Source organism: Kitasatospora sp. NPDC058063 (assembly GCF_042885395.1).
Classification (GTDB): Bacteria; Actinomycetota; Actinomycetes; order Streptomycetales; family Streptomycetaceae; genus Kitasatospora; species Kitasatospora lactacystinica.
On sequence record NZ_JBHVSD010000001.1, the window covers coordinates 179890 to 202461 of the forward strand.

19 protein-coding genes and 1 riboswitch are annotated in these 22572 nt (G+C 73.0%); of the genes, 8 read left to right on the forward strand and 11 right to left on the reverse strand.

What is annotated here, in order from left to right:
* Window positions 1–70: 70 nt before the first annotated feature.
* Window positions 71–1885, reverse strand: coding sequence for a phosphomethylpyrimidine synthase ThiC (thiC, locus tag ACFVUY_RS00915; RefSeq protein WP_387694019.1), 1815 nt, complete (start codon window positions 1883–1885; stop codon window positions 71–73).
* Window positions 1880–2014, reverse strand: a riboswitch (TPP riboswitch). It overlaps the preceding gene by 6 nt.
* Window positions 2015–2249: 235 nt before the next feature.
* Between thiC and ACFVUY_RS00920 the strand changes: the two genes are divergently transcribed.
* A complete protein-coding gene (locus ACFVUY_RS00920; RefSeq protein WP_387726501.1) occupies window positions 2250–4757 on the forward strand; it encodes a PKD domain-containing protein in 2508 nt (835 codons plus the stop codon).
* Window positions 4758–4843: 86 nt separating this feature from the next.
* Here ACFVUY_RS00920 and ACFVUY_RS00925 read toward each other — a convergent pair whose 3' ends face one another.
* Window positions 4844–5044, reverse strand: a complete 201-nt coding sequence (locus tag ACFVUY_RS00925) for a DUF5326 family protein (protein WP_049653234.1) — start codon at window positions 5042–5044, stop codon at window positions 4844–4846.
* 278 nt (window positions 5045–5322) lie between these two features.
* Between ACFVUY_RS00925 and ACFVUY_RS00930 the strand changes: the two genes are divergently transcribed.
* Window positions 5323–6594 (forward strand): hypothetical protein, encoded by a 1272-nt coding sequence (locus ACFVUY_RS00930; RefSeq protein WP_387726504.1) that lies wholly within the window; start codon window positions 5323–5325, stop codon window positions 6592–6594.
* Window positions 6595–6697: 103 nt separating this feature from the next.
* Here the strand turns inward: ACFVUY_RS00930 and tenA are convergent, their stop codons facing one another.
* Together tenA and ACFVUY_RS00940 are read right to left on the reverse strand one after the other, a co-directional pair.
* A complete protein-coding gene (gene tenA, locus ACFVUY_RS00935; protein ID WP_387694022.1) occupies window positions 6698–7369 on the reverse strand; it encodes a thiaminase II in 672 nt (223 codons plus the stop codon).
* A 26-nt stretch (window positions 7370–7395) separates the two neighbouring features.
* The gene (locus ACFVUY_RS00940; protein WP_387694046.1) at window positions 7396–7713 is read right to left on the reverse strand and encodes a cupin domain-containing protein; all 318 of its coding nucleotides are present in this window, start codon (window positions 7711–7713) and stop codon (window positions 7396–7398) included.
* A 120-nt stretch (window positions 7714–7833) separates the two neighbouring features.
* Between ACFVUY_RS00940 and ACFVUY_RS00945 the strand changes: the two genes are divergently transcribed.
* Window positions 7834–8214, forward strand: coding sequence for a phage holin family protein (locus ACFVUY_RS00945; protein ID WP_359905187.1), 381 nt, complete (start codon window positions 7834–7836; stop codon window positions 8212–8214).
* Between the two features lie 102 nt (window positions 8215–8316).
* On the opposite strand, the gene ACFVUY_RS00950 is transcribed toward ACFVUY_RS00945, so the two are convergent.
* Window positions 8317–8742 (reverse strand): SsgA family sporulation/cell division regulator, encoded by a 426-nt coding sequence (locus ACFVUY_RS00950; protein ID WP_387726507.1) that lies wholly within the window; start codon window positions 8740–8742, stop codon window positions 8317–8319.
* 710 nt (window positions 8743–9452) lie between these two features.
* Here ACFVUY_RS00950 and ACFVUY_RS00955 point away from each other — a divergent pair.
* Complete coding sequence (locus tag ACFVUY_RS00955) at window positions 9453–10022, forward strand: NUDIX domain-containing protein (RefSeq protein WP_387694024.1); 570 nt, start codon at window positions 9453–9455, stop codon at window positions 10020–10022.
* Here ACFVUY_RS00955 and ACFVUY_RS00960 read toward each other — a convergent pair whose 3' ends face one another.
* The 4 genes from ACFVUY_RS00960 to ACFVUY_RS00975 all read right to left on the reverse strand — a co-directional run bounded on the left by ACFVUY_RS00960 (window position 10023) and on the right by ACFVUY_RS00975 (window position 15576).
* A complete protein-coding gene (locus tag ACFVUY_RS00960) occupies window positions 10023–11735 on the reverse strand; it encodes a globin domain-containing protein (RefSeq protein WP_387726510.1) in 1713 nt (570 codons plus the stop codon).
* Window positions 11736–11969: 234 nt separating this feature from the next.
* Window positions 11970–13361: a dihydrolipoamide acetyltransferase family protein gene (locus ACFVUY_RS00965; RefSeq protein ID WP_387727067.1), complete on the reverse strand. Its 1392-nt coding sequence runs from the start codon at window positions 13359–13361 to the stop codon at window positions 11970–11972.
* Window positions 13361–14329, reverse strand: a complete 969-nt coding sequence (locus ACFVUY_RS00970) for an alpha-ketoacid dehydrogenase subunit beta (RefSeq protein WP_380545877.1) — start codon at window positions 14327–14329, stop codon at window positions 13361–13363. Before ACFVUY_RS00970 ends, ACFVUY_RS00965 begins: the two co-directional genes overlap by 1 nt.
* 104 nt (window positions 14330–14433) lie before the next feature.
* Entirely contained in the window at window positions 14434–15576 is a 1143-nt protein-coding gene (locus tag ACFVUY_RS00975; RefSeq protein ID WP_387726513.1) for a thiamine pyrophosphate-dependent dehydrogenase E1 component subunit alpha, read from the reverse strand.
* Window positions 15577–15740: 164 nt separating this feature from the next.
* Between ACFVUY_RS00975 and ACFVUY_RS00980 the strand changes: the two genes are divergently transcribed.
* A complete protein-coding gene (locus ACFVUY_RS00980) occupies window positions 15741–16187 on the forward strand; it encodes an Lrp/AsnC family transcriptional regulator (RefSeq protein WP_380634174.1) in 447 nt (148 codons plus the stop codon).
* A gap of 85 nt (window positions 16188–16272) precedes the next feature.
* On the opposite strand, the gene ACFVUY_RS00985 is transcribed toward ACFVUY_RS00980, so the two are convergent.
* Window positions 16273–16857 carry a TetR/AcrR family transcriptional regulator gene (locus ACFVUY_RS00985; RefSeq protein WP_387694027.1) on the reverse strand — a complete coding sequence of 195 codons (585 nt, stop codon included), beginning with the start codon at window positions 16855–16857 and terminating at the stop codon, window positions 16273–16275.
* 159 nt (window positions 16858–17016) lie between these two features.
* Here ACFVUY_RS00985 and ACFVUY_RS00990 point away from each other — a divergent pair, with 159 nt between their 5' ends.
* From ACFVUY_RS00990 to ACFVUY_RS01000, 3 genes are all read left to right on the forward strand, one after another.
* Complete coding sequence (locus tag ACFVUY_RS00990) at window positions 17017–18255, forward strand: hypothetical protein (protein ID WP_387726516.1); 1239 nt, start codon at window positions 17017–17019, stop codon at window positions 18253–18255.
* A 160-nt stretch (window positions 18256–18415) separates the two neighbouring features.
* Window positions 18416–20116 carry a phenylacetic acid degradation protein PaaN gene (gene paaN, locus ACFVUY_RS00995; RefSeq protein WP_387726519.1) on the forward strand — a complete coding sequence of 567 codons (1701 nt, stop codon included), beginning with the start codon at window positions 18416–18418 and terminating at the stop codon, window positions 20114–20116.
* A 145-nt stretch (window positions 20117–20261) separates the two neighbouring features.
* On the forward strand, window positions 20262–21752 hold the full coding sequence (locus ACFVUY_RS01000; protein WP_387726522.1) for an FAD-dependent monooxygenase: 1491 nt from the start codon (window positions 20262–20264) through the stop codon (window positions 21750–21752).
* A gap of 98 nt (window positions 21753–21850) precedes the next feature.
* Here ACFVUY_RS01000 and ACFVUY_RS01005 read toward each other — a convergent pair whose 3' ends face one another.
* The gene (locus ACFVUY_RS01005) at window positions 21851–22417 is read right to left on the reverse strand and encodes a CGNR zinc finger domain-containing protein (RefSeq protein WP_387694030.1); all 567 of its coding nucleotides are present in this window, start codon (window positions 22415–22417) and stop codon (window positions 21851–21853) included.
* Window positions 22418–22572 lie beyond the last annotated feature (155 nt).

The window sequence follows — 22572 nt, forward strand, 5'->3', positions numbered from 1 at the left end:
GACGGCGAGGACGGCGAGGACGGCGAAGCGCCGCCCCGAGGTGATCGGGGCGGCGCTCAGGTGTCCCGGGTCAGTCGACCAGGGGCAGGTAGACCTTGTTGCCCTGGGCCGCGAACTCGGCGGACTTCTCGGCCATGCCCGCCAGGGCCTCGGCGTCGAACTCGGTGTCCACGGCGGTGGAACCGTCGCCGTGCTCGTCGCGGATCTTCTGGGAGATCTTCATCGAGCAGAACTTCGGGCCGCACATCGAGCAGAAGTGCGCGGTCTTGGCGGGCTCGGCGGGGAGGGTCTCGTCGTGGAAGGCGCGGGCGGTCTCCGGGTCGAGGGCCAGGTTGAACTGGTCCTCCCAGCGGAACTCGAAGCGGGCGTCGGAGAGGGCGTCGTCCCAGGCCTGGGCACCGGGGTGGCCCTTGGCCAGGTCGGCGGCGTGGGCGGCGATCTTGTAGGTGATCACACCGGTCTTGACGTCGTCCCGGTTGGGCAGGCCCAGGTGCTCCTTGGGCGTCACGTAGCAGAGCATCGCGGTGCCCCACCAGGCGATCATCGCCGCGCCGATGCCCGAGGTGATGTGGTCGTAGCCGGGGGCGACGTCCGTGGTCAGCGGGCCGAGGGTGTAGAACGGCGCCTCGTCGCAGATCTCCTTCTGGAGATCCATGTTCTCCTTGATCTTGTTCATCGGGACGTGGCCCGGGCCCTCGATCATCACCTGGACGTCGTGCTCACGGGCGATCCGGCCGAGCTCGCCGAGGGTCTTCAGCTCGGCGAACTGCGCCTCGTCGTTGGCGTCCGCGATCGAGCCCGGGCGCAGACCGTCGCCGAGCGAGAAGGTGACGTCGTAGCTCGCGAGGATCTCGCAGAGCTCCTCGAAGTTGGTGTAGAGGAAGTTCTCCTGGTGGTGGGCCAGACACCAGGCCGCCATGATCGAGCCGCCGCGCGAGACGATGCCGGTCTTGCGGCGCGCGGTGAGCGGGACGTAGCGCAGCAGCACGCCGGCGTGGACGGTCATGTAGTCGACGCCCTGCTCGCACTGCTCGACGATCGTGTCCCGGTAGACCTCCCAGCTCAGCTCCTCGGCCCTGCCGTCCACCTTCTCCAGGGCCTGGTAGAGCGGCACGGTGCCGATCGGCACCGGGGAGTTGCGCAGGATCCACTCGCGGGTGGTGTGGATGTTGCGGCCGGTGGAGAGGTCCATGACGGTGTCCGCGCCCCAGCGGGTGGCCCAGGTCATCTTCTCCACCTCCTCCTCGATCGAGGAGGTCACGGCGGAGTTGCCAATGTTGGCGTTGATCTTCACCAGGAAGTTGGTGCCGATGACGGCCGGCTCCACCTCCGGGTGGTTCACGTTGACCGGGATGACGGCCCGGCCGCGGGCCACCTCGGCACGCACGTACTCCGGCGCCAGGCCCTCGCGCAGCGCCACGAACTCCATCTCCGGCGTCACCACGCCCCGCTTGGCGTAGGCGAGTTGGGTGACGGCGGCGCCATCGCGGCCACGCAGCGGGCGACGCGGCCGACCGGGGAAGACGGCGTCCAGGTTGCGCAGGTTCCCGCCGCGCGGCGAGGTGTGCTTGATCCCGTCGTCCTCGGGGCGCGGCTCGCGGCCGTCGTACTCCTCGACGTCGCCGCGCTGGCGGATCCAGGCGTCCCGCAGGGCGGGCAGGCCGCGCCGCACATCGGGCTCGAAGGACGGGTCGGTGTACGGGCCGGAGGTGTCGTACAGCGGGACGGACCCGCCGTTGCTGAGCCGCACCTCGCGGTACGGAACGCGCAGGTCGGGGCGCGACCCCTCGCGGTAGGCCTTGCGCCAGGCCGGGGTCGGGTAGCCGGTGCGCTCGCTGCTGGGGGCGCCCTGGGCAGACTGCGGCTGTGCTTCGAACGTGGTCATCTGACCTCTACTCCCTACGCCGGCATTACCCGGTCAGGTTCCTGCGGTCGACGCAGCCGTCGGTCCGTCCGTCGACGTCCCGGTCAGCGTCCTCTCAGCCCGGTGCTCCGAGCTCCCGCGTCGCAGGCGGTGTTGCCTGCACACGACGCCCAACACCGTAGCGAGCCGATCGCCGCAGGTCCAGAGCGCCCCACCCCGCCCGGTCGGCCGCACCGACCGGGCCCCGCGGCCGGACCTGTCCCACCCCGCCCCCATAATGCTCACCGATACTCCGCAGACACTCCATCAGGGCGTGCACGGCCCAACCGGATCGGCGCCCGCTCAGGGGTTTCACGGCTTTGACAACTTTTGGGGGAAATGCACCGTGCGCATCCGTCACGCGGCCGGCCTGAGCGCCGCCGTGGTCTCCGCGGTGGTGGGCCTGCCACTGCCCGCGGCCGCGGCCGAGCCGGCCGCCGTCCTCTACGTCCAGGGCGGTCTCTGCAAGGACAGCGGCCCGGGCACCCAGGCCCAGCCGCTCTGCACCGTCCAGGCCGCCGCCGACCGGGTACTGCCGGGCCAGACCGTGGAGGTCGCGCCCGGCACCTACCCCGAGGACGTGACCGTCCGGCGCTCCGGCGAGCCCGGCAAGCCGATCACCTTCCGCGGCACCGGCCGCATCGGCAAGCTGCCGTCCCTTCCGGGCAGGACGTCGACCTTCCCGGTCATCGCCGGACCGCTGCGGCAGCCGGTGACGATATCCGGCCAGCACGACGTCGTGTTCTCCGGCTTCGACGTCACACACTTCGAGCTCGACGGCGTCAGCCGGGTCGAGCTCTCCGGCAACTGGATCGAGCAGCGGGACGACAAGATCGTCCGTCCGGCCGTCGCCGTCACCGGCGCCAGCGACCACGTGCGCATCGAGCGCTCGTTCGTTCGCGGCACCACCGGTGGTGTGAAGGTCGGCCCCGGTATCGCCGGGACGGTGATCGCCGGCAACGACTTCGCCTCCACGTTCGGGGGGTCGTCCGTCTCGTTGACCGACGCGCCGGGCACGGTCGTCACCAACAACACCACGCGCTGGAGCGCCCTGGCCGCCATCGACCTGGCGGGTTCCTCGGACCACGCGACGATCACCAACAACGTCGTGGACCGCGGAACCGTCCGGGTGTCCGCCGGCTCGGTCGAAGGGACCACCCTCGACTACAACACCGTGTCGTCCCCCGCTGTCGAGTTCTACCCCACCTACAGTTGGGCCGACGCGGACTATCGGCTCGCCGAGGATTTGCGAGCCGCGACCGGCCAGGGCCGGCACGAGACGAACAGTAACGTGCAGTTCGACGAGGACTACTGGCCGCTGTCGGTCCCCAGGGCCGCCATCAGCGGCTGGCACCTCGGCAGCGTCATCGACTCCGCCGGTCCCCAGGTGCCCGGCGTTCCGACCGTCGATCTGCTCAGTCACGGCGCATTCGACTATGAGGACGTTGCCAACACCGGCCCGGACGGTGGGTTCCGCGACCGCGGCGCGTACGAGGTCACGGGCACCCTCAACACCCTGCTCTCAGTGACCCCTGAGAAGGACTCCGACCCCCTGGCGGTGAAAGTGGAGGTGCTCACCTACGGTCCACCGCGGATCACCGGTTACACCTACAACTTCGGCGACGGCACGTCCACTCCGTGGGAGAAAAGCTCCACCGAGCGCCACGTGTACGCCAAGCCAGGCACCTACACCGTACGACTGACCGTCACCGACGAGTTCGGCTCCACCAGGACCAACGAGCAGCCCGTCACCGTCGACTACACCCCGGCCGGCTACACCGCGATCGCCCCGACCCGCATCCTGGACACCCGCGCGCCCGGCAGCCGCTACCCGCGGCTCGGCCCCGGCGAGACCATGGACCTGGACGTCCGCAACCGGGTCTCCGGTTCGGCCGGCACCCTGGTGCCCCCGGGCGCCACGGCCGTCGTGCTCAACCTGACCGCGACCGAGGCCACCGCCGACAGCCACCTGGACGTCTCCACGACACCCGCCCGGTCGAACGCCTCGAACCTGAACTTCGGCCCCGGCCAGGATGTCGCCAACCTGGTGACCGTGCCGGTCGGCCCGAACGGCACGGTGGTGGTGCGCAACAACGCGGGCTATGTGCACACCGTCGCCGACGTCCTCGGCTACTTCACGACGGACAGCACGGGCCGCTTCACCTCCGTCGCCCCGGCCCGGCTGCTCGACACCCGGTCCGACGCCACCCCGCTGGTCGCGGGCGCGCCGCGGCGCCTGCAGATCGCCGGGACCGGCGGCGTCCCGGCGGGCGCCACCTCGGCGGTGCTCAACGTGACGGCCACCGAGTCCGCCTCGCCGGGCTTCGTCGCGGTCTACCCGGGCGGGACCCAGCGCCCCGCGGCCGGCTCCAACCTCAACACCGCCCCGGGCCGGGACATCCCCAACCAGGTGGTGGTCCCGCTGGGCGCGGACGGAAGCGTCGAGATCTTCACCAACGCCTCCAGTTCGCACCTGGTGGTCGACGTCTTCGGCTACTACAGCCCGGACGGCAAGGGCCTGTTCACGCCGGTCGTGCCGACCCGCCTGATGGACTCGCGGAACAGCACTCCGTTCGGCCCGTTCGACCGCCGTACGGTCGACGGCGTGCCCGCCGGTGCGACCGCCGCGGTGGTCAACCTGACGGCGACCGGGACCACCGGGGCCACCCACCTGACCGCGTGGGCCACCGGAACGGACAAGCCCGGCACCAGCAACCTCAACGCCACCCCCGGGCTGGACGTCCCCAACCACGCCACCGTCCCGGTCGGCTCCGGGGGCCGGTTCGACATCGCCAACAACGCCGGCACGACCGACGTCGTCGTCGACCTCTTCGGCTACTACCGCAACCAGTAGCCGATCGGATACCGGAGAACGGCCGAGGCCCGGTCCCCCCTCTCGTAGGGGGGCCGGGCCTCAGGGCGGCGTTACGGGGTGGTGGGTCAGCTCTTGGCAGCCTTCTTCACCAGGACCACCACGGCGGCGGCGATGCCGACCACCACCAGCAGCTTGATCACGATCGAGAGCAGGGCGCCGACGACGCCGAACACGAAGGCGACGATGTTCCAGGCCAGCACCAGGACCAGCACCGGGATGACGATGTTGCGCACCCAGGAGGGCAGCGACTTCCAGAGCTCAGCCATGTCGGTTCCTCTTCTCCCCTCGGGTCGGCCGCCGTCCGGTGCCGCATCCCGCTTGCTTTCGGTACTTCGATCGTACGGTGGCGCGAGTGCCGGAACGAGGCCCAACGGCCCGGAGAGAACCCCGAGATCACCCCGAGCCCGACCCCCCGGGTGACCCCCGAGAATTCGTCCGGCGGCGTACAACCCCCGGCGTTCCCAAGCGTCCAACCAGTGCCGGGAGAACGCCCGTCCGGTGCCATCGACCAGGGGGGAACCTGATCATGCGGGCCAGAACAGCCATGTCCACAGCCGCTCTCGCGGCGCTCAACCTGACCGTCGCGGCCCTCGCCGCGGTCCCGGCGAGCGCGGCACCGGCGGCCGTGACCGCCGCCGCCGACGTGACCGCACCGGCCGGGTTCGTCGGGATGTCCCCGACCCGGATCCTGGACACCCGCTCCTACGACCAGACTCCGTCGCACGACCACTTCGGACCGCTCAAGGAAGGCGAGTACTACAGCACCCCGGTCTCGCAGCGCTGCGGCAACCACCCGCCGATGTACTGCGGCTCCGCCGTGCCGACCGACGCCACGGCCGTGGTGGTCAACCTCACCGTGACCGACCCGACCGCCGACGGCTTCGTCACGCTCGCCGCCAAGGCCGGCCCGGCCGGCACCAAGCCCGCCACCTCCAGCATCAACTTCAAGGCCGGCCAGACCATCTCCAACCTGGTCACGATCGCGGTCGGTCCGGTCGGTCGGGGCGCCCCGTGGATCAACGTCTACAACAACGCGGGCACCGCCCATGTCGTGCTCGACGTGGTCGGGTACTACCGGACCGCGGCGACCGACAAGTACGGCCCGCTGACCCCGACCCGGATCGCCGACAGCCGCAGCGACGGCACCGGCCGGCTCGGCGGCGACGCGGTGCGCACGTACCAGGTGGCCCGCCCGGAGCTGGGCACCGCGGACGCGAAGGCCGTGGTCCTCAACGTCACCACCACGGACGGTTCCTGGGACAGCTTCCTGACCGCGTACCCGAGCGGAACGCAGCGGCCCGCCAACGGCTCGAACGTCAACTTCCCGGTGGGATCGACGGTCGCGAACCAGGTCGTGGTGCCGGTCGGGGCGGACGGGAAGATCGACATCTACAACCGCGCCGGCTGGGTGCACGTGATCGTGGACGTGGTCGGCTACTACGGCCCGTCCGGCACCGGGCTCTTCAGCGCGCTCACGACGCCGGTCCGCAACCTCGACACCCGGATCACCGGTGGCAAGCTCCAGCGGGGGGCGACCACCGCGGTCCAGGCCGTGCCCGCGGACGGCTCGGTCCCGAACGTGCTGGGTGTCGAGGCCAACGTCACGATCACCGACGTCACCGACTCCGGCCACCTCACGGTGTTCCCGGGCGGGGGCCTGCCGCCGAACACCTCCACCGTGAACGTCGAACCCGGGCAGACCGTCGCCAACTCGGTGACCACCGGGGTCACTGGCGGGGGCACCTACTCGGTCTTCAACCACGGCGGCCCGGTGAACGTCGTCGCCGACCTGACCGGCTACTTCGTCACCGGCTGACCCGGCACCGCCCGCCGTCCCGGCAGCGCCCGCCCGTCGTCCGCCCGTCGCCGTACGGCACCTGGACGGCGGGCGGACGACCGGCGGACGCACCCGCGCGGCCTCAGACCGGCCAGCGCTCTCCGCGCCAGGCGGCGTCCCAGAACATCCACTCGTAGCGCGAGGTGGTCACGAAGTGCTCGACCACCTTGCGGCGCTCGGCCGCGGACAGCTCCTCACCGAGCCGGTCGGTGAGCGCCAGCACCCGGCGGACCACCGACTGGAAGGCCTCGTCGCCGTAGGTGGCGATCCACTTGGCGTACAGCGGGTCGGGCGAGCCCTGGGCGAGCAGCGCCTCGCCGACCCGGGCGTAGATCCAGTAGCAGGGCAGCACCGCGCCGACCGCCTCGGCGAAGGAGCCGCCGTAGACGGTGGCCAGCAGGTAGCTGGTGTAGGCCCGGGTGGTGGGCAGCACGGGCTCGGCGGCGGCCTCCTCGGCGCTGCCGCCGAAAGCCGTCAGGAACTCGGCGTGCATGCCCTGCTCGGCGGCGAGCGCGCCGACCGCGTCGTCGGCGAAGGCCCGGACGTCCTGCTCGCCGGGCGCCTTGGCGGCGCAGACGGCGAGCGCGCGGGCGTAGTCGCGCAGGTAGTGCGAGTCCTGGACGACGAAGTGGCGGAAGGCCGCGCGCGGCAGGGTGCCGTCGGTGAGCCCGGCCAGGAAGGGGTGGGCGAGGATCTCGGCGTACACCGGCTCGATGGCCGCCCAGAGTTCTTCGGTCAGCGTCTTGGTGCTCATGACGCCGACCCTAACCGGCGGGGCGCTCAGTCCTCCGGCGGGGAGAACACCACCAGGACGCGCAGCTCCTCGGTGATGTGGTGGAACCGGTGCGGGGTGCCGGCCGGCACGTACACCACGGTGCCGCGACCGACCGTGGCGGTCTCGGCGCCGACGGTCAGCTCGGCCCGGCCGCTGATCACCTGGTAGATCTCGTCCTGGTCGTGCGCGGTCTGGGTGTCGGTGTCGCCGGGGGCGAGCGCGTACAGCCCGGCGGACATCCGCGGTTCGCGCAGGAACCGCAGGTACGCACCGTCGTTGGCCGCCCGTTCGGCGTCCAGTCCGTCCAGCCGGAAGATCTTCACCGCCACCGTCCTCCCTCGTTCCCGGGCCCGTCCGTCCACCTCCCGGACCAGGGGCATTCAACACCACCCCGCCGTCCGGTGGTTCCGCCGGGACGGGGGTACCTGTCAGGCTTGGGCGGCATGAAGGGTTTCGTCATCAAGACACTGATCAACGCGGCGGCCATCTGGGTCGCCGCCTGGATCGTCAGCGGCATCCAACTCGCCGAGGGCAACGCGGACTGGCAGCACAAGGCGCTGACGGTGCTCGGCGTCGCCGTCGTGTTCGGCGTGGTGAACTGGCTGATCAAGCCGGTGGTCAAGCTGTTCTCGCTCCCCCTGTTCATCCTCACGCTGGGTCTGATCACCTTCGTGATCAACGCTCTGATGCTCCTGCTCACCTCCTGGGCCTCCGGGAAGCTGAGCCTGGACTTCCACGTGACCAACTTCGTTTCCGCCCTGGTCGGTTCGCTGATCATCAGCCTGGTCTCGTGGGGCCTGCACCTGGCCCTGGACGACGACTGACCGGCGGCGCGCGGACAGCCGAAAGGGGCCCGCACCCGGGTGTTCCACCGGGTACGGGCCCCTTCGCCGTTCTCGCCGCGCGGCCTGCCGGCGCCGGACCGCTCACCCCGCGTTCTCGCGCCCCTTGAGCAGGTCGGCGAGCTGGGCGTCGATGTCCCGCCCGGTGAACTCCTGCCCCATCGGGACCAGCCGGTCGGTGCGCGCCAGGAAGGCGATCAGCGGCGCGGACGACGCGCACAGCAGGGCGTCGCCGTCGGGGGAGCGCAGCACGATGCGGACCTCCGAGAGCTCCTCGCCGACCGGGCGGATGTGCACGTCGCCCTCGCCCGCCGGCCCGCTGATCCCGTCGAGCAGCAGCTCCCGCGCGAAGTACCAGGTGACCGGGGCGTCTCCGGGGAGGTGGAAGGTGAGCCGGACGGCGTACGGATCGTCGGCCTCGTACGCCAGGTCCACCGGGAGGCGGAAGGAGAGCTCGTGCGAGACCACGAGGTTCATCACCAGGTGACCCTGGACTGTGCTGTGCTGCATGGCGCCAGTACCTCTCGTTCTGCCCGCGCCGTCGGTCTGCTGGTCCGATGGCGGCCGGACATGTTTTCGACGGTTTTTGTGACGGTTTATGCAACCAATCCACGTTCGATCATCATCGTCCCGTTTGGGGATGTAGCGGACAAGGTGTGCTTTTTCAAATGGTGAACGAGCCGGAGCTGGTCCGGACCAAGTGGTGTCAGGAGATGAACGCCGGGCTCATCGCCCCCACCCCGCGCCGCAGTTGGCGGGCGGCGGGCCCCAGCCGGTCGGCCCGGCCGACCGGGAGCGACAGGGCCGTGGTGGCGGCCACCGGGCCGATGGCGATCGGGACGGCCGCCCCGGACTCCCGCGCGGTCCCGGGCCCCCGGGCGACCCCGAACGGCCGCGTCCGCTCGGACGGCCGCGACGTCCCGCAGGGCTGTGCCTTCCCGAACGGCTGCGTCCTCCCGAAAGGCCGTGCGATCCGATCCATGCCACCCAACCCCCAGCCCGAGTCCCTCGTACAGGTCCGTGCCCAGAACGGGCATGCGGAGCGAAACCTCCGATTTGCCCGATAGCTGCTCATTGCAGCACAGCGGGGCCCCGAACGGATGCACCCGACCGGGTCGGCGTTTCGACCCGTTCCCGGTGCGTTTCACCCTGTTCCCCGGGTTTCGCCCCCGCCCCGGCGCGGGAGAATCCCGCACAACGCGCCAGTCCCGGAGGTGGCCATGGGCCCCGAGAACCGCACTCCGCCACCGCGCCCCGTCGTGAAGCGCACCGCGCGGGCGATCCTGCTGGAACTCGACCCGGACGATCCGTACGGCCCGGCGTCGATCGTGCTGATCCGGCGGGTCCGGCCGGACTCGCCGCACCCGTACTGGATCACCCCCGGCGGCGGGGTCGAGCGCGAGGACCGGACGGTGGTCGAGGCGCTGCACCGCGAGGTGGACGAGGAGCTCGGCGGCAAGGTCGTGGACGTGGTGCCCGCCTTCGTCGACACCATCAGCCACCCCCTGCCCCAGCCACCGGCCGGGGGGACCGCCGTCGACGACGGCACCCTGCCGCACCCGCACGGGGTCAAGGTGCAGCACTTCTTCGTCTGCCGGCTCGCCTCGATGGACCTCAGCCGGCGGCACGGGCCCGAAGTGACCGACCCCAACGGCGAGTACGAGGTGGTCCGGCTGCCGTTCACCCGCGAGGGCGTCACCTCGGTCAACGTGGTCCCGCCCCGGCTGCGGGCGTACCTGGCGGCCAACATCGAGGGCATCCGCGCGCTCCTCGCACCCGACCTCGGGTGATCAACCCGCAGTCGGGTCGCCGACCGGGTCGTGCCGGATCCGCTCGGCCGGCACCCCGGCCCGCAGCAGCGCCCCGACGCCCGTGCGCACCATCGCGGGCGGCCCGCTGAGCACCGCCTCGCGCCCGGTCCACGGGCCGAACCGGCTCACCACCTCGGGCAGTTCGCCGGTCAGCGGCCCGCCGGGCAGCAGGCCCCCGGGCAGCAGGACACCCGCCGGGGCGCCGCCGGACAGCACCGGACTGACCGTCAGCCACCGGTTCCGCGCGGCCAGTTCGCGCAGCTCGCCCAGCGCGTACAGCTCCTCGGCCCGACGGGCGCCGTAGAACACCTCGACCCGGCGGCCGGGCGCGCCGTGCTCGACCGCCTCCTCGACCAGGGCGCGGATCGGCGCGATGCCGGTGCCCCCGCCGAGGCAGAGCAGGTCCGGTCCCGCCGCGTGGTCGACGGTCATCGAGCCGGCCGCCGGGCCGAGCCGCAGCACGTCCCCGGGCGCGGCCCGGTGGACCAGCGCGTTGCTCACCCAGCCCGCCTGGACGGCCTTGACGTGGAAGGTCAGCAGCCCGTCCGGGCGGGGCGCACCGGCGAAGGAGTACTGCCGCCAGACCCTCGGCCACCAGGGCGTCTCCAGAGCGGCGTACTGCCCGGCCCGGAACGGGTACGCCTGGTCCGGGCGGACGGTGATCGCCGCGACGTCCCGGGTGCGGCGCTCGTGCCGGACGATCTCGCCCTGCCACCAGGGCGGCGAGGTGCGGGCGTCCTCCTCGGCGGCCTCGATCACGGCCGAGGAGATCATCCGGTAGGCGCGGCGCCAGGCCGATTCGGCCTCGGCGTCCCAGCGGCCGCCCGCGTACCGGGCCAGCGTCGCCACCAGGCACTCCTCCACCGCGGCGTCGTGCCCGGTCAGCGTGCCGTACCGACGGTGGTCCCGGCCGAGCCCGGTCAGCGTGGCGCGCAGGGCCACCGGCTGGTCGATCTCGCGCACGACGGCCAGCAGGATGCGGAACAGCCGGTCGCGGTGGACGTCCATGGCGGCGGGGAAGGAGGGGCGGAGCTCGGGGTGGCGCAGGAAGAGCAGCGCGAAGAAGTGCGCGGTGGCCCGGTCGGCGTCCGGCCCGACGGCGGCGAGGCCGGCCCGGACCAGCGCGACCTCCCGGCTGGTGAGCGGCGGGCGGCAGGCGGTCCCGTCCTGGCCGGCAGCGGGAAGGCCGACGGCGGGGAGCCCGGCAGCGGGGAGCGCGACGGCGGGCGGTGCGGCCGGGAGCTGCCCGACGGAGGTCCGCACGCCCCAGGCCTCGCTCCACCGATCGCCCGGCCCGGCCCAGTTGAGGCCGGGCGCGTCGACGAACAGCGGGCGGAAGGGAGTGGGGTCCGGAGCGAGGACGGGGCCGGAACCGGGCGCGGCGCCGGAACCGGAAGCGGGGCCGGTGGCGGGCACGGCCGGGGGGTGCGGCGGCCGGGCCGGGATCACCGGCCGGACGGGCTCCAGCAGCGACACCGGCGGCAGCACCGCCGTCGGCGCCTCCGCGGCCGCCAGGGGCGGCAGGTCCAGCGGGTTCAGCGGGTCCAGCGGCGTCGGCGGCCGGACGGCCACCTCCCGTGCCACCTCCCGCGCCGGGGTGCGCCCGGGCGCACCCGTCGGCAGGCCCGGGACGGAGGCGGCCCCCGCCGAGCCGTGTCCGGTGCGGACCAGGACTGTCCCGCGGGACTTCACCGCTACGTTTCGAGTACCCAAGAGAATCGTTTCGCCTCCGGCCGGCTGCGCCACCACTCGGCTTGTCCCTACTGGCGCCAGGGCAGCGTGGCACGGCCGGAGCGCTCCTCCGACGAATCGCGCGAAGCCCGGACATCCGGGCCGGGGACGCGCTACTCTCCCCGGTCCGCGGTCGCCCTGGGTGCCCCTCCGCGCACCCAGGGCGACCATGTCCGCCCCTTTCGGCGGCCGGGATCAGAGCTGTCGCAGCAGCATCCCCGGCTGCTCCACGCAGTCGGCGACGAACCGCAGGAAGCCGCCCGCCGTCCCGCCGTCGCAGACCCGGTGGTCGAAGGTGAACGACAGCTGGGTCACCTCGCGCACCGCCAACTCCCCCTGGTGGACCCAGGGTTTGGCCACGATCCGGCCGACCCCGAGCATCGCCGCCTCCGGGTGGTTGAGGATCGGGGTGGAGCCGTCCACGCCGAACACCCCGTAGTTGTTCAACGTGAAGGTGCCGCCCGTCAGTTCGGCCGGGGTGAGCGCACCGCCGCGCGCCGCTTCGGTCAACCGGGCCAGCTCCTCGCCGAGTTGTTCGGTGCTGCGGTTCTGCGCGTCCCGGACCACCGGGACGACCAGCCCGCGCTCGCCCTGCGCGGCGAAGCCCAGGTGCACTGCCGAATGCCGGAGGATGCCCGAACCGTCCTCGGTCACCGAGGAGTTGAGCTCCGGGAAGCGCGCCAGCGCGACGGTGCAGATCCGCGCCAGCAGCGCCAGCACGCTCACCTTCGGCCCCGGCGTGGCGTTCAACTGCCTTCGCAGCGCCATGAGTCCGGTGGCATCCGCATCCACCCAGCAGGTCGCCGCCGGGATCTCCCGGTGGCTGCGGCTCAGCTTCTCGGCCACCGCCTTGCGCAGTCCGCGCAGCGGCACCACACCGTCCCGCACGGCCGGCCCGGCGGGCGCCGGAGCGGCCACCCTGGCCGCGACTGCCCGTTCGACGTCCGCACGCATGATCAGTCCGTCCGGCCCGCTCCCGGCGAGCGCGGTCAGGTCGACCCCCTGCTCCCGGGCCAGCCGCCGCACCAGCGGCGAGATCACCGGCACCACCGCGGGCCCGGTCCGCTCCGCCGGAACCCGCACGGCCACCGCAGCGGCCGCAGCACCGGCCACCGCGCCCGCCGGCGTACCGGCCGCAGCACCCGCCGGAGCACCAGCAGCGGCACCGCCACCGGCCACGACCGCGGCCGGCACCGCGGCCGGCCCCCCGACCCGGCGCCGGCGCCCGCCCCGGCCCGGCTCGGCGACGCCGAACCCGACCAGCGGCCGCTCCACCTCGGAGGCCGCGGGAGCGGCGACGACGCCCGGCTCGTCCGGAGCCAGCGGACCGCTCCCCGACGACGGCGCCACCGCGACCGTCACCAGCGGCGCGCCCACGGCGATCTCCTCGCCCACCTCGCCGTACCGCGCGGTGACCACCCCGCCGTACGGGCAGGGCACCTCCACCACGGCCTTGGCGGTCTCCACCTCCACCACCGGCTGGTCGACGGCGATCACCTCGCCGACCTCGACCATCCAGCGCACCACCTCCGCCCCGGTGAGACCCTCACCGAGGTCGGGCAGCCGGAACTCGCGCACGACGGGCATCATCCTCGGTCCTCCCACTGGAGCCGGGCGACCGCGTCCAGGATCCGGTCCACCCCGGGCAGGTGGTGGTGCTCCAGCATCGGCGGCGGGTACGGGATGTCGAAGCCGGTGACCCGCAGCACGGGCGCGGCCAGGTGGTGGAAGCAGCGCTCGGTGACCCGGGCGGCGATCTCCGCGCCGGTGCCGCCGAAGCCGCTCGCCTCGTGCACCACCACGGCCCGGCCGAGCGAGCGCACCACCCGGCAGACCGTCTCGTCGTCGAAGGGCACCAGGGTGCGCAGGTCCAGCACCGCGAGGTCCCAGCCCTCGGCCTTCGCCGTCTCGGCCGCCTCCAGGCAGACCGGCAGCGAGGGGCCGTAGGTGATCAGCACGGCGGAGGTGCCGGTGCGCCGCAGCACCGCCCGGCCGATCGGCTCGACCGGCGTCGCCGGGTCGAAGTCGGCCCTGCCCCAGTAGAGCCGCTTGGGCTCCAGGAAGACCACCGGGTCGTCGGAGGCGATCGAGGCGCGCAGCAGCCCGTACGCGTCGGCCACCGTCCCCGGCGTGACCACGTGCAGGCCGGGGGTGCTGGTGTAGTACGCCTCGGAGGCGTCGCTGTGGTGCTCGACGCCGCCGATGCCGCCGCCGTACGGGATGCGGACGGTGATCGGCAGCGGCAGCCTGCCGGCCGTGCGGTTGCGCATCTTGGCGACGTGCGAGAACAGCTGCTCCAGCGCCGGGTAGGCGAAGGCGTCGAACTGCATCTCGACGACCGGGCGCAGCCCGTACATCGCCATGCCGATCGCGGTGCCGAGGATGCCGGCCTCGGCCAGCGGGGTGTCCAGGCAGCGCTCCGGGCCGAACTCGGCGGTGAGCCCGTCGGTGATCCGGAAGACGCCGCCGAGCGCGCCGACGTCCTCGCCGAGCACGTGCACCGCCGGGTCCTCGCGCATGGCGTCCCGCAGCGCGGAGTTGAGCGCCTGGGCCATGCTCGACGGGCGGGCGTCGGAGGGGCGCCGCGATGGGGGTCCCCCCGGCCGGAGGCCGGGGGAGGCCCGGCCGAGGGTGGGCGCGGGCGACGGGTGGGAGGTGCTCACCGGTCCGCCACCTCCGCCTCGGCGGCCAGCTCTTCGGCCAACTGGGCTGCCTGCTCTCGTAGCTGTGGGGTCGGTTCGGCGAAGACGTGGGCGAACAGCGCCATCGGGTCCAGGGCCGGGTCGGCGTGGAACTCGGCCCGCATCCGGGCCGCCAGCGCCTCGGCCTCGTCGGCCGCCTCCCGTACCAGCCGGTCGTCCAGCACGCCGAGCCCGCGCAGCGCGCGCTCCATCAGCAGGATCGGGTCGTGCTCGCGCCAGGCGGCCACCTCGGGCTCGGTGCGGTAGCGGGTGGCGTCGTCGGCGTTGGTGTGGGCGTCGATCCGGTAGGTCAGCGCCTCGACCAGGGTCGGGCCGCCGCCGGCCCGGGCCCGCTCGACCGCCTCGGTCAGCACCGAGTGCACGGCGGGCGCGTCGTTGCCGTCCACCAGCCGGCCCGCCATGCCGTAGCCGACGGCCTTGTGGGCCAGGCTCGGTGCGGCGGACTGGGCGCTGAGCGGGACGGAGATCGCATAGCCGTTGTTCTGCACCAGGAAGACCACCGGGGCGCCGAGCACGGCCGCGAAGTTCAGCGCCTCGTGGAAGTCGCCCTCGCTGGTGCCGCCGTCGCCGAGCATCGCCAGCGCGACCACCGGCTCGCCGCGCAGCCGGGCGGCGTGCGCCAGCCCGACGGCGTGCGGGGCCTGGGTGGCGAGCGGGGTGCAGAGCGGGGCGGTGCGGCTGGCCCGCGGGTCGTAGCCGGTGTGGGCGTTGCCGCGCAGCAGGGTCAGCGCCTCCAGGGGGTCGACGCCCCGGGAGACCACCGCGAGGGTGTCGCGGTAGCTGGGGAAGAGCCAGTCGTGCTCGCCGAGCACCAGCGCGGCGGCGACCTGGCAGGCCTCCTGGCCGGTGGACGCCGGGTAGACGGCGAGCCTGCCCTGCTTGGTCAGGGTGGTGGCCTGCTGGTTGTAGCGGCGGCCGACGACCAGCCGGCGGTAGAGCTCGCGCAGCAGGGCCGGGTCGTACTTCTCCATGGCCGGGGTGCCGAGCGCCCGGACGGGGGACGGGTCCGGGAGGAGGGGCGCCGGGTCGGTGCGCGGAGCGGTGGCCCCGGGCAGCCAGCCGGGCACGCTCGTGTGGTGTCTGTGGTCGAGAACGGTCATCTCGGGGCACCTCCAGGGGTGGCGGGGGCTCCCTACCGATTGTTCGGTCGTCTGTTCATCTTGACCAGAAGCGTGACAAGGTGGTGGACATTCGGCCTGTTCGGCGGTCGACTGGTGGCAGTGTGTCCAATCGGTGGGGGTGGGGGGTCATGTCTGCTGAACAGATGTCCAGACTCGATCAGGTCGACCGGTCGATCCTTCGGCTGCTGCAGCAGGACGGTCGCGCCTCCATCCGCTCGGTGGCCGAGCGGGTGCACGTGTCCCGGGCCAACGCGTACGCCCGGATCTCCAGAATGGTCGAGGACGGCATCATCCGCGGCTTCACTGCCAGGGTGGACCACGAACGGGCAGGTCAGACCGCGTCCGCGTACGTCACCCTGAAAATCGTCCAGAACTCCTGGCGGACGGTGCGCGAACGGCTGCTGGAGTTGCCCGGGGTGGCGCACATCGCGCTGGTCGGCGGGGACTTCGACGTCCTGCTGCTGGTGCACACCGCCGACAACCAGGCCCTGCGGGAGCTGGTGCTGGGCAGCATCCAGTCCATTCCGCAGGTGCTCGGCACCCGGACCATGCTGATCTTCGAGGAGACCGACCAGGTGCCGCCGATCTGACCGCTCGGGCCGCCGATCTCACCGGCCGGCCCGCCGGTCTCACCGACCGGCCCACCGGTCGGCCCGCCGCGGCGGGCCGGGCCGGTCAGCGCGCCCGCAGCCCGTCGAAGGCCAGGTGGACCACCGCGTCCGCGACCCCGTCGGCGGCCTTGAGCCCCGGCCGGTACCACTCCACGATCGAGTTGATCATCCCGAACAGCAGCCGGGTGGCCAGCCTGGGCTCCACGTCCGCGCGCAGCGAGCCGTCCGCGACCGCCGCCCGCAGCAACTCGGCCACCTGATGGTCGAAGTCCCGCCGGCGCTCCAGCGCCCACTGCTCGGTGGCCGTGTTGCCGCGCACCCGCAGCAGCAGCGTCACGTACGGCAGTTCCTCCAGCAGCACCTCCGCGGTGCGCCGCACCACGTGCTCCAGCCGCTCCACCGCCGGGCCCCGGACCGCGGCCGGCTCGACCAGGATCGCGAACAGCCCGTCCAGCGCCCGCCCGACCGCCAGCCGCAGCAGTTCCTCCTTGCCGCGCACGTGGTGGTAGATGGAGGACTTGGAGATCCCGGCCGCCCGGGACAGGTCCTCCATGGAGGTCCCGTCGTAGCCGCGCTCGTTGAACACGTCGACGGTCACCGCGAGCAGTGACTCCACGGTGTAGGCGGTGCGCGTGGTGTGATCGGCCATCCTCCGAGTATCCCCGGCCGCCCCCCGCGTTACGCGATCGGGTCCGACTGGTCCACACCAACCCGGAAAAGCAGGCCCTAGAATCTCCGGACGATCCGTCCACGTCCAGAGCACTGGGGTCCACGGCTGATGAACGCAATACCGGCAGTCGCCTCCGACATGCCAGAGCAGCGCAGCGAGGAGCCGGCGGACACCGGGCGCACCTGGCAGGAACGCGGCCGCCGGCTGGTGGTCCGCTACGGACCGGCCGTGTGGTGCTACGCGGTGCTGAAGCTGATCGGCTTCACCGTCTTCATGAAGCTGCTCTCCTTCGCCGGTGACTACGCCAAGAAGCCGGCCCGGTTCGGAGGCGGCGCCAACCCCTGGGACGTGCTGGCCACCTGGGACGGCTGGTGGTACCAGCAGGTGGCGCAGTTCGGCTACCACCCGGCGCTCGTACCGATCCCCAACGGTCCGATCGGCTACACCATCGAGCAGAACTCGGCCGCCTTCTTCCCGCTCTACCCGGGCCTGATGCGGACGGTCTCGGAGACCACCGGCCTCGGCCTGTACGGCGCCGGGATGCTCGTCTCGGTGGTGTCCTCGCTGTTCGCCGCGGCCGGCATCTACGCCGTCGTGGAGAAGCTCACCGGAGACGCGCGCTCGGGCGTGATCGCGGCCGGCATCTGGGCGATCGTCCCGGGGTCGGGAGCCGAGTGGGCCGTCTACTCGGACTCGCTGTTCGTCGCGCTGGCCGCCTGGGCCTGCTACTGCGTGATGACCAAGCAGTGGATCGCGGCCGGGGTGATCACCCTGGTCGCCGGGCTCAACCGGCCCACCTCCGCGGCCCTGATCGGTGCCGTCGGCCTGGCCGCGATCGTCGAGCTGTACCGCCGGGAGAGCGGCGTCCTGCGCCCGCTGACCGCGATGGTGCTGGCCCCGGTCGGCCTGCTCGGCTACGTCGGCTGGGTGGGCTGGCGGACGGGCGAGTGGGGTGGCTACTTCCGGATCCAGCAGGACGCCTGGATGCACTACTTCGACTGGGGCCAGGGCACCTGGCACGCGATCCGCGGCGTGATGCTGGGCCGCAGCGACTACCCCTACGGCTTCCCGGTGCCGGACCTCCTCGCCACCCTGATCGTGTTCAGCCTGCCGGTGCTGATCGTGCTGCTGGTCCGGCTGCGCCCGCCGCTGGTGCTGACCGCCTACACGCTGGCCACGATCGTCTCGGTGCTCGGCAGCCTCGGCATCTTCGGCAACGTCTCGCGCTACCTGATGCCCGTGTTCCCGCTGTTCATCGCGCTGGCGGTGGCGATGCGCAAGCTGAGCCTGCCGGTGCTGGCCACCGTCCTGGGGACCGGGGCGGTCGCCTCCGGCTGGTACGCCGGGTACATCCTCTTCGAGCTCGGCGTGCCGTAGACCCGGATCACCCGAGCCCACGGGGGCGCGTCCGCCATGGACGCGCCCCCTGTGCGTTCCCGCCGGATTCCCCCGCTGCACCCCCTTGAGCCGACCGATCGTTCGGTTACTCTGTGACGTGTCCCGTCCTGCTTTTCGAGGCCCTCCGAGGAGCGCACAGATGTCCGCAGCGGTCACCCACCCCCTCGTCAGCGAGCTGGTCGAGCGCCACCAGGCCACCCTGGACGCCGCGCTCACCGCCGCCACCGAGCGCGACTACTGGTCGCCCTACCCCGAGTTCCCGAAGGCCTACGGCGAGAGCGGCCCGGCGGACGGCAACGCCGCCTTCGACGCCCTGCTCGGCAAGCCCTTCGCCCTCGACGGCCACCCCACCGACGGCGACCAGGTCGGCGGCGAGGCCTCCCCGTACGGCGTCGAGCTGGGCATCACCTACCCGCACGCCGCCCCGGACGCGCTGATCGCCGCGCTCACCGCCGCCCGCCCCGGCTGGGCCGCCGCGACCCCGCTGGAGCGCGCCGCCGTCTGCCTGGAGATCCTGCACCGGATCAACGCCCGCTCCCACGAGTTCGCCCAGGCCGTCATGCACACCACCGGCCAGGCCTACGGCATGGCCTTCCAGGCCGGCGGCCCGCACGCCCAGGACCGCGGCCTGGAGGCCGTCGCCTACGCCTACGCCGAGCAGACCCGGCTGCCCCGGCAGGCCGGCTGGACCAAGCCGCAGGGCAAGCGCGACCCGCTGGTGATGACCAAGGAGTTCACCGTCGTCCCGCGCGGCCTCGCGCTGCTGATCGGCTGCAACACCTTCCCCACCTGGAACGGCTACCCGGGCCTGTTCGCCTCGCTGGCCACCGGCAACCCGGTGCTGGTCAAGCCGCACCCGCGGGCCGTGCTGCCGCTCGCACTCACCGTGCGGATCGCCCGCGAGGTGCTCGCCGAGGCCGGCTTCGACGCCGATCTGGTCTGCCTGGCCGCCGAGCACGAGGGCGGCACCGTCGCCCAGGCGCTCGCCGTCCACCCGGCGATCAAGCTGATCGACTACACCGGCTCCACCGCCTTCGGCGACTGGCTGGAGGAGCACGCCAAGCAGGCGCAGGTGTACACCGAGAAGGCCGGCGTCAACGCGGTGGTGATCGACTCCACCGACGACTACAAGGGCATGCTGGGCAACCTGGCCTTCGCGCTCTCGCTCTACAGCGGCCAGATGTGCACCACCCCGCAGAACGTGCTGATCCCGCGCGGCGGCATCGCCACCGACCAGGGCGACAAGTCCTACGACCAGGTGGTCTCCGACCTGGCCGGCGCCATCGAGGGCCTGCTGTCCGACGACGCCCGCGCCGCGGCGATCCTCGGCGCCGTGGTCAACCCCGGGGTGCTCCAGCGCTCGGCCGCCGCGGCCGGCGGCGAGTACGGCGAACTCGCCCTCGCCCCGCGCGCGGTGACCTCGCCGGACTTCCCCGGCGCGACCGTCCGCACCCCCGCCCTGGTCAAGCTGGACGCCGACAAGCCGGACGACCGCGCGGTCTTCCGCAGCGAGTGCTTCGGCCCGGTCTCCTTCGCCGTCGCCGTCGAATCCACCGCCGCCGCCGTCGAGTTGCTGCGCACCACGGTCCGCGAGAAGGGCGCCATGACCGCCTCCGGCTACACCACCTCGCCCGCGGTGGAGGCGCTGCTGGTCGAGGCCGCGCTGGACTCCGGCGTCTCGCTCTCGCTCAACCTCACCGGCGGGGTCTACCCCAACCAGACCGCCGCCTTCTCCGACCTGCACGGCACCGGCGCCAACCCGGCCGCCAACGCGGCCTACTGCGACGGCGCGTTCGTCGCCAACCGGTTCCGCACGGTGGAGATCCGCCGGCACGCCTGAGCCGTTCGACGCGTGCCCGGGTCCCGGCGGTCGCCCACCGCCGGGACCCGGCGGTTCACAGCCCCGACGGCGCCCGCGATGATGGAGGCTGGGAGAACGCCGGGAACGGCGTCCGACCGCCCTCCGAGGAACGGGAGCTGAATACATGGCCGTGAAGCCGACGACCGAAACCGACGTCCTGATCGTCGGTGCCGGACCGACCGGACTGCTGCTGGCCGGCGACCTCGCCGCCGCCGGGGTCGGCGTCACGGTGCTGGAGAAGCGGGCCGCCGAGTCCAACCTCACCCGGGCCTTCGCCGTGCACGCCCGCAGCCTGGAGCTGCTGGACGCCCGGGGCCTGGCCGAGGAGCTGATCGCCACCGGCCGTCCGCTCGCCGAACTGAGGATGTTCGACCGCTTCGGCATCGACCTCGGCTCGCTGCCCACCCGGTTCCCGTTCGTCCTGATCACCCCGCAGTACAACGTCGAGCGGGTGCTGCTGGAGCGTGCGGAGCACGCCGGCGCGACCGTGCTGCGCGGCGCCGAGGTCACCGGGCTGCACCAGGACGCCGAGGGCGTGACGCTGGAGACCCGGGACGGGCACAGCCACCGCGCCGCGTACGCGGTCGCCACCGACGGCGTCCACTCCACTGTCCGCGACCTGCTGGGCATCCCGTTCCCCGGGGAGTCCGTGGTCGACTCGGTGGTGCTGGCCGACGTCCGGCTGGACCGCGAGCCCACCCAGGCGATCACCGTCGGCGCCAACCAGGCCGGCTTCGCCTTCATCGCCCCGTTCGGCGACGGCTGGTTCCGGATCATCGCCTGGGACCGCGAGGAGCGGTACCCGGACGGCACCACCCCCACCACCGAGCAGCTCACCGACCTCACCCGGGCCATCCTCGGCGAGGACTACGGCCTGCACGAGGTGCGCTGGAGCTCCACCTTCCACAGCGACGAGCGACAGGCCCCCAACTACCGCTCCGGCCGGGTCTTCCTGGCCGGCGACGCCGCGCACTGCCACTCCCCGGCCGGCGGCCAGGGCATGAACACCGGCCTCCAGGACGCCGCCAACCTGTCCTGGAAGCTCGCCGCCGCGCTCCGGGGCCACGCCACCGACGCCCTGCTGGACACCTACCAGACCGAGCGGCACCCGGTCGGCCGGACGGTGCTGCGCACCTCCGGCGCGCTGATCCGGCTGGCGCTCGCCGAGTCCGCCCCCACCCGCGCCCTGCGCGGGGCGCTGACCGCGCTGGGCGGCCACCTCGACCCGGTCACCGAGCGCGGCGCCAGGCTGGTCTCCGGCATCGGCATCTCCTACCCGGCCCCCAAGGACGCCCACCCGCAGGTCGGCAAGCGCGTCCCGGACCTGCGGCTGACCGCCCTGAGCAAGCCCGTCGAGGGCGCCCCCGCCGCCCCGGAGCGGCTCTACGAGGCCCTGCGCGCCGGGAAGTTCGTCCTGGTCAGCAATGACGAGCTGGCCGCCGCCGAGCCCTGGACCGACCGCGTGGTCTGCGCCGCCCCCGCCGACCCGCACGGCAAGCTGCGCGACACCGTCCTGCTGATCCGCCCGGACGGCTACGTCGCCTGGGGCGCCGTCGACCCCGGCCAGGGCGAGCTCCGCACCGCCCTCACCGACTGGCTGGGCAGCCCGGCCTGACCGTCCTGCGGGCGGGGGGGGGGGGGGGGGCCCCCCCCCGCCCCCCCCCCCCCCGCCCGCACTGCTCCGGCCCGCCGGTCAGCCCGCCGGTCCGCCGGTCAGCCGCGGGCCTTCACATAGTGCCGCGCCGCCTTCGCCCGGTTCCCGCACACCGCCATCCGGCACCAGCGCCGGCGGCCGTTCTGCGAGGCGTCGAAGAAGTGCAGGATGCACGCCTCGTGCGCGCACTGCCTGACCCGGTGGGCCCCCTCGCCGAGCAGCGCGAGGAAGCCGTCCGCCGCCAGCCAGGGCGCCAGCCACTGCGGCCCGTCGGCCTCGATCCGGTCCTCGGCCCCGCCCGGTGCCGCCGTGCGCCGGATCCGTCCGCGCGCCAGCACCGCGTCCAGTCCGTCCCGCGCCGCGGCGCCCAACTCGCCCTGCTCGCGGGCGTCCCGGGCGGCCGACAGGATCGCCTCGCGGGTCTGCCGGATCGCCGCCAGGCCCGCCTCGTCGGCCGCGCAGCGCCCGCCCAGCCCGGCGGAGGAGAGCCAGATCGCGTACCCCTCGACGTCGGTGAGCAGATCGTTGACGGGCGTTCCGGCCCAGCGGGTGTTGAGCAGGTCGAGCGCGAGCGGCTCGCCGATCAGCGGTCGCGGGTCCCTCGGGTCGGGCTGCGCATCGGTCATGGCTCTCCCTCGGCTCGGTCCGATTCTACGTCCGCCCCCATCGGCCGAACCGGTCCGGTCCGGGCCGGACCCGGAATCCCGGTCATTCACTGTATGGAACCGCCGGGTTTCCCACTCTCCACAGTTGACTGTTTTTTAGCAACGAATTGCCCGGC

Coding starts and splice junctions, on each gene's coding strand:
- ACFVUY_RS00980 (WP_380634174.1), top strand. CDS start 15,741: ATGTCCAGACTCGATCAGGTCGACCGGTCGATCCTTCGGCTGCTGCAG.
- ACFVUY_RS00970 (WP_380545877.1), bottom strand. CDS start 14,329: ATGGCCCAGGCGCTCAACTCCGCGCTGCGGGACGCCATGCGCGAGGAC.
- ACFVUY_RS00955 (WP_387694024.1), top strand. CDS start 9,453: ATGGGCCCCGAGAACCGCACTCCGCCACCGCGCCCCGTCGTGAAGCGC.
- ACFVUY_RS00990 (WP_387726516.1), top strand. CDS start 17,017: ATGCCAGAGCAGCGCAGCGAGGAGCCGGCGGACACCGGGCGCACCTGG.
- ACFVUY_RS00945 (WP_359905187.1), top strand. CDS start 7,834: ATGAAGGGTTTCGTCATCAAGACACTGATCAACGCGGCGGCCATCTGG.
- ACFVUY_RS00975 (WP_387726513.1), bottom strand. CDS start 15,576: ATGACCGTTCTCGACCACAGACACCACACGAGCGTGCCCGGCTGGCTG.
- ACFVUY_RS00925 (WP_049653234.1), bottom strand. CDS start 5,044: ATGGCTGAGCTCTGGAAGTCGCTGCCCTCCTGGGTGCGCAACATCGTC.
- ACFVUY_RS00930 (WP_387726504.1), top strand. CDS start 5,323: ATGTCCACAGCCGCTCTCGCGGCGCTCAACCTGACCGTCGCGGCCCTC.
- thiC (WP_387694019.1), bottom strand. CDS start 1,885: ATGACCACGTTCGAAGCACAGCCGCAGTCTGCCCAGGGCGCCCCCAGC.
- paaN (WP_387726519.1), top strand. CDS start 18,416: ATGTCCGCAGCGGTCACCCACCCCCTCGTCAGCGAGCTGGTCGAGCGC.
- ACFVUY_RS00985 (WP_387694027.1), bottom strand. CDS start 16,857: ATGGCCGATCACACCACGCGCACCGCCTACACCGTGGAGTCACTGCTC.
- ACFVUY_RS01000 (WP_387726522.1), top strand. CDS start 20,262: ATGGCCGTGAAGCCGACGACCGAAACCGACGTCCTGATCGTCGGTGCC.
- tenA (WP_387694022.1), bottom strand. CDS start 7,369: ATGAGCACCAAGACGCTGACCGAAGAACTCTGGGCGGCCATCGAGCCG.
- ACFVUY_RS01005 (WP_387694030.1), bottom strand. CDS start 22,417: ATGACCGATGCGCAGCCCGACCCGAGGGACCCGCGACCGCTGATCGGC.
- ACFVUY_RS00950 (WP_387726507.1), bottom strand. CDS start 8,742: ATGCAGCACAGCACAGTCCAGGGTCACCTGGTGATGAACCTCGTGGTC.
- ACFVUY_RS00965 (WP_387727067.1), bottom strand. CDS start 13,361: ATGCCCGTCGTGCGCGAGTTCCGGCTGCCCGACCTCGGTGAGGGTCTC.